Origin of the sequence: uncultured Dechloromonas sp. (genome assembly GCF_945957265.1) — a bacterium.
Classification (GTDB): domain Bacteria; phylum Pseudomonadota; class Gammaproteobacteria; order Burkholderiales; family Rhodocyclaceae; genus Azonexus.
Genome location: NZ_CAMFKO010000033.1, coordinates 41528 through 47527, shown reverse-complemented (window position 1 = coordinate 47527; position 6000 = coordinate 41528). Strand labels below are relative to the sequence as shown.

Here is a 6000-nt window from a genome sequence, read left to right as displayed (position 1 = left end):
GCATGGCGGCGATTTCCTCGGCGCTGGGCGGCGTGACGCGAAGGATCAGGCCGGCGTTGGCGTAGGCGTCGGCAATGCCGCCGACGAGTTTGACTCCGGCGTAGTCCGAGTCGAGGAAGTGGCTTTGGATGCCCGCGCTTTGCTCCATGCAGAGCTGGGCGCCGAGGGCGGCGAACTTCTTGGCCGTCTCGGGAACCAGCGCGACGCGGCTTTCGCCGGACGAGCGCTCCCTCACGACCGCGATGGTTAGCGGCATGCTGTTACTCCAGTGGGTAGCACAGGGGTATTTTTCCCCTGTATTTTTTTGTTGATGAAAATGCGTCAGTCTGCTTGGGTCGGATTGTTACAGAAACGCAGCGCTTGTGGGTAGGGGAAAAAGTCCTCGACGTGCCCATCGCGGATTTTCTGCTGCGATTCCTGCCAGAATTTGGGTGAAAGCAGGTCCTTGTGATGCTTCATGAAAATCTTGCGCACCTGTGGCGAGGCGAGCAGGAAGGTGGCGAACTCCTCCGGGAAGACGTCGTTCCGGGCCACCGCATACCAGACCTCGCCGGACATTTCCGTCTCGAAGTCGGGCGCCGGCGGAATCTTGCGGAAGTTGATGTCGGTCATGTATTCGATTTCGTCGTAGTCGTAGAACACGACGCGGCCGAAACGGGTGATGCCGAAGTTCTTCCACAGCATGTCGCCCGGGAAGATGTTGGCCTGGGCCAGTTCGCGGATGGCGCTGCCGTATTCCCTGATGGCGTGTTCCATGCCTTCGAGGTTGTTGGTCTTGTCCATGCGGTCGAGGTGGATGTTCAGCGGCTCCATGCGGCGCTCGATGTACAGGTGCTTGATGATCAGCTGGTCGCCGTCGACCTCGAACTTGGAAGGGGCGAGTTTCTGCAGTTCGCCCAGCACTTCGTCGTCGAAGCGCTTGAGGGGGAACATCACGTTGGAGAATTCCAGCGTATCGGCCATGCGCCCGACGCGGTCGACCTGCTTGACCATCATGAACTTGCGCTTGACGGTGGCCTGGTCCATTTCCTTCGAGCTGCCGAACACGTCCTTGATGATCTTGAAGACGTAGGGGTAGGACGGCAGCGTGAAGACGAGCATGACCAGGCCGCGGATGCCGGGGGCCATGATGAATTTGTCTTCCGAATGGTGCAGGTGGTAGATGAAATCCCGGAAAAACATGGTCTTTCCCTGCTTGCCGAGGCCGAGCATGATGTAGATCTCGGAGCGCGGCTTGTTGGGCATGATCGAGCGCAGGAATTGCACGTAGCCCGAGGGGACTTCCATGTCGACCATGAAGTAGGCCCGCGACAGCGAGAAGAGCAGGCCGATCCGCCAGGCGTCGAGCAGGATGGTGTCGAGGTAGAGGCGGTCGTTGTCGTCGTGCAGGACGGGAATGGCGAACGGGTATTCGTTGGCGCCGTTGATCGCCTTGCCCAGGATGTAGGCGGCCTTGTTGCGATAGAAGGCGGAAGCCAGCACCTGGATCTGGAAATTCACCTCGCGCCGCGGCATGCCGCTCAGGTAGCCGAGCACGGCCTGGTAGACATGCTCCAGGTCGCGATCCAGGTCGGCGAACGGGCGCTGCCAGCCGAAGTCCGCCACGATGTCGCGGACGGCGCCGCGGAGCCCGTCTTCCTTGGCGTAGTAGCTGCGGTAGGTCGGCGTGTCCTCGCTCTCGATGTTCTCCGTCGAGATGGTGGGGCGCACGAAGATGAAATCGTTGTGGAAATAATTGCGGTGCAGGATCTTGGTGGTGACCGAGTTGAAGAAGGTCTCGGCCAGCTCGGGTTGCTTGTGGTTGAGCAGCAGGCCGATATAGAGCAGCTTGACCTGCTGCCAGGTGGCGTCGTCGATGGTCCCCGCGTCGAACTCGCTGCGCAGGCGCTCCACGCACTCGTCGACACGGTCGTCGTAGAAGCGGATCCGTTCCTTGACAGCCTTGTGCACGCCCAGCCAGTCGCTTTGCTCGAAGCGCGTCTTGGCCTCGCGGCTGGTTTGCCGGAAGAGGGTGTAGTGCTTGTTGAATCCCTGGATCATGGCCAGGGCAATCTGGTGCGCGTTGGTGCCGTAGAGTCCGACAGATATCTTCATGGTGGCCGATCCAATGGACAGTCTGAAATATAGCATCGGGCAGGTTCTGAAAAAAATGCCATTTTTCAAGGACATCGCAATGTGAAAACGCGTTTCGTTGACTGAGATTCGATGGGGGCCGATACTCTCAATGTTTTGCTTCTGCAAACCGGTTTACAAAGGGTCGAGTCTTACCCTCGGCCCAAAAAACTCAATCCAACGCAAGGGGATATACATGGCTGGTGGAAAGTCAAAAATCATCTACACGCTGACCGACGAAGCGCCGCTGCTCGCGACGTGCGCGTTCTTGCCGATCATCCGCACCTTTACCGGTCCGGCTGGCATCGAGGTCGAAAAGGCTGACATTTCCGTGTCCGCCCGTGTCATTGCCGAATTCCCGGAATGCCTGACCGAAGCGCAGCGCCTGCCGAACACGCTCGGTGAACTGGGCAAGAAGTGTCTGCTGCCGGACACCAACATCATCAAGCTGCCGAACATTTCGGCCTCCGTCGCCCAGCTCAAGGCCTGCGTCAAGGAATTGCAGGAAAAGGGCTACGCCATCCCCGACTACCCGGAAACCGCCGATACCGATGAAGCCAAGGCGCTGAAGGCCCGCTTCGGCAAGTGCCTCGGTTCCGCCGTCAACCCGGTCCTGCGCGAAGGCAACTCCGACCGCCGCGCGCCGGGCGCCGTCAAGAACTACGCCAAGAAGCACCCGCACTCCATGGGCGAGTGGAAGCAATGGTCGCAGACCCACGTTTCCCACATGCACCACGGCGACTTCTATCACGGCGAAAAGTCGATGACCCTCGACAAGCCGCGCGAAGTGCGCATGGAACTGATCGCCAAGGGCGGCAAGACCACCGTGCTGAAGCCGAAGCTGTCGCTGCTCGAAGGCGAGATCATCGACTCCATGTTCATGAGCAAGAAGGCGCTCTGCGACTTCTACGAAGACCAGCTCGAAGACTGCCGCCAGTCCGGCATCCTGTTCTCGCTGCACGTCAAGGCGACGATGATGAAGGTGTCGCACCCCATCGTCTTCGGCCACTGCGTCAAGATCTACTACAAGGAAGCCTTCGAGAAGCACGGCAAGACCTTTGCCGAACTGGGCATCAACGTCAATAACGGCATGGTCGATCTGTACGAGAAGATCAAGGCCCTGCCCGAATCCAAGCGCGACGAGATCATCCGCGACCTGCACGCCTGCCAGGAGCACCGTCCGCGTCTGGCCATGGTCGATTCGGCCAAGGGAATCACCAACTTCCACTCGCCGAACGACATCATCGTCGACGCCTCCATGCCGGCCATGATGCGTCAGGGCGGCAAGATGTGGGGCGCCGACGGCAAGCAGTACGACTCCAAGTGCGTCATGCCGGAATCGACCTTTGCCCGCATCTACCAGGAGATGATCAACTTCACCAAGTGGCATGGCAACTTCGATCCGAAGACCATGGGCACCGTGCCGAACGTCGGCCTGATGGCCCAGCAGGCCGAGGAATACGGCTCGCACGACAAGACCTTCGAGATCGCCGAAGACGGCATCGCCAACATCGTCGACAACAACAGCGGCGAAGTGTTGCTGACGCAGAACGTCGAAGCCGGTGACATCTGGCGCATGTGCCAGGTCAAGGACGCGCCGATCCGCGACTGGGTCAAGCTGGCCGTCACCCGCGCCCGCAACTCCAACACCCCGGCGGTGTTCTGGCTCGATCCGTACCGTCCGCACGAAGCCGAACTGATCAAGAAGGTCGAAAAGTACCTCAAGGATTACGACACCTCGGGTCTCGAGATCAAGATCATGTCGCAGGTCCGCGCCATGCGTTTCACGCTGGAGCGCGTCGCTCGCGGCCTGGACACCATCTCGGTGACCGGCAACATCCTGCGCGACTACCTGACCGACCTGTTCCCGATCATGGAACTGGGCACCTCGGCCAAGATGCTGTCCATCGTCCCGCTGATGAACGGCGGCGGCATGTACGAAACCGGTGCCGGCGGCTCGGCCCCGAAGCACGTGCAGCAGTTGACGCAGGAAAACCACCTGCGCTGGGATTCGCTGGGCGAGTTCCTGGCCCTGGCCGTGTCGCTCGAAGAGCTGGGGATCAAGGAAAACAACGCCAAGGCCAAGCTGCTGGCCAAGACGCTGGATGCCGCGACCGGCAAGCTGCTCGACAACAACAAGTCGCCGTCGCCGAAGACCGGTGAGCTGGACAACCGCGGCTCGCAGTTCTACCTCGCCATGTACTGGGCGCAGGAACTGGCTGCGCAGAAGGACGATGCCGAACTGGCCGCCCACTTCGCGCCGCTGGCCAAGACCCTGACCGACAACGAAGCCCAGATCGTCGCCGAAATGAAGACGGTGCAAGGCAAGGCGGTCGATATCGGCGGCTACTACAAGGCCGATCCGGAGAAGACCAAGGCCGTGATGCGTCCGAGCCCGACGCTGAATGCAGCGCTGAAGTCGGCACGCGCCTAAGCCGCAGTCAGGCCCTATGGCCCGGCAGGTCCGACAGGGCCTGCCGGGCCTTTTTCTTTGTTGCCGCCGCCTGGCCGACGGCTGACACGGCCCCGGCTTTTGCCGCATAATCATCGCCAACGTCGGGGAGGGAGACGCAGCCCCCGGCGCCATCGCAGAGACCGGCTTCGACGTCAGGCCGCCGTCCGATAACAACGCATGGAGTGACTATGACTTCTCACATCAAGGTTCCGCAAGGTGGTTCGAAAATCGTTCCGGGGCAGGCGATTCCGGATAATCCGATCATTCCGTTCATCGAAGGCGACGGTATCGGCATCGACATCACGCCGGTGATGATCAAGGTCATCGATGCGGCGGTCGACAAGGCTTATGGCGGGAAGAAGAAAATACACTGGATGGAAGTGTACGCCGGCGAGAAATCGACCCGCCTCTACGGTTCGGACGAGTGGCTGCCCAAGGAAACCTTCGATGCGCTGAAGGAATACGCGGTGTCGATCAAGGGGCCGATGACGACGCCGGTCGGCGGCGGCATCCGCTCGCTGAACGTGGCCCTGCGCCAGGAGCTCGACCTCTACCAATGCGTCCGGCCTGTGCAGTATTTCAAGGGCGTTCCGTCGCCGCTGAAGCATCCCGAGCTGACCAACATGGTCATCTTCCGCGAGAACACCGAGGATATCTACGCCGGCATCGAATGGGCCGTCGGTTCGGAAGGCATGAAGAAGGTCGTCAAGTTCCTGCAGGAGGAAATGGGCGTCAAGAAAATCCGCTTCCCCGAGAGCTCGGGCATCGGCATCAAGCCGGTTTCGGTCGAGGGCACCTCGCGCCTGGTGCGCGCCGCCATCCAGTACGCCATCGACAACGACCGCAAGTCGGTGACCATCGTGCACAAGGGCAATATCATGAAGTTCACGGAAGGCCTGTTCCGTGACACCGCCTACAAGCTGGCCCAGGAGGAATTCGGCGCCGAGCTGATCGACGGTGGCCCGTGGTGCAAGATCCGCAACCCGAAATCCGGGCGTGAGATCATCGTCAAGGATTCCATCGCCGACGCCTTCCTGCAGCAGATCCTGCTGCGTCCGGCCGAGTACGACGTGATCGCCACCACCAACCTGAACGGCGACTACATTTCCGACGCGCTGGCGGCGCAGGTCGGCGGCATCGGCATCGCACCGGGCGCCAACATTTCCGACAAGTATGCCTGCTTCGAGGCCACCCACGGCACGGCGCCGAAGTACGCCGGGCTGGACAAGGTCAACCCGGGCTCGCTGATCCTCTCGGCCGAAATGATGCTGCGCCATCTGGGCTGGGTCGAGGCGGCCAACCTGGTCATCAAGTCCATGGAAGCGGCCATCGGCGACAAGCAGGTGACCTACGATTTCGCCCGCCTGATGGACGGCGCCAACGAGCTTTCCTGCTCGGAATTCGGCGACGCGATGATCGCCCGGATGTAATTC

3 protein-coding genes and 1 pseudogene are annotated in these 6000 nt (G+C 60.8%); 2 read left to right on the top strand and 2 right to left on the bottom strand.

Annotated features, from left to right (window positions below; all coding sequences use genetic code 11):
• A pseudogene (locus tag Q0P59_RS15535) lies at positions 1-256 on the bottom strand (NAD(P)(+) transhydrogenase (Re/Si-specific) subunit alpha); the annotation flags it as partial.
• A 65-nt stretch (positions 257-321) separates the two neighbouring features.
• Positions 322-2094: a bifunctional isocitrate dehydrogenase kinase/phosphatase gene (gene aceK, locus Q0P59_RS15530; RefSeq protein ID WP_295007900.1), complete on the bottom strand. Its 1773-nt coding sequence runs from the start codon at positions 2092-2094 to the stop codon at positions 322-324.
• 214 nt (positions 2095-2308) lie between these two features.
• Between aceK and Q0P59_RS15525 the strand changes: the two genes are divergently transcribed.
• Together Q0P59_RS15525 and icd are read left to right on the top strand one after the other, a co-directional pair.
• Positions 2309-4546, top strand: a complete 2238-nt coding sequence (locus Q0P59_RS15525) for an NADP-dependent isocitrate dehydrogenase (protein ID WP_295007898.1) — start codon at positions 2309-2311, stop codon at positions 4544-4546.
• Between the two features lie 209 nt (positions 4547-4755).
• The gene (gene icd, locus Q0P59_RS15520) at positions 4756-5997 is read left to right on the top strand and encodes an NADP-dependent isocitrate dehydrogenase (protein WP_295007896.1); all 1242 of its coding nucleotides are present in this window, start codon (positions 4756-4758) and stop codon (positions 5995-5997) included.
• Positions 5998-6000: the final 3 nt, after the last annotated feature.

Excerpts from the sequence above, each read along its gene's own strand:
- aceK (WP_295007900.1), bottom strand. The coding sequence starts at position 2,094 with ATGAAGATATCTGTCGGACTCTACGGCACCAACGCGCACCAGATTGCC.
- Q0P59_RS15525 (WP_295007898.1), top strand. The coding sequence starts at position 2,309 with ATGGCTGGTGGAAAGTCAAAAATCATCTACACGCTGACCGACGAAGCG.
- icd (WP_295007896.1), top strand. The coding sequence starts at position 4,756 with ATGACTTCTCACATCAAGGTTCCGCAAGGTGGTTCGAAAATCGTTCCG.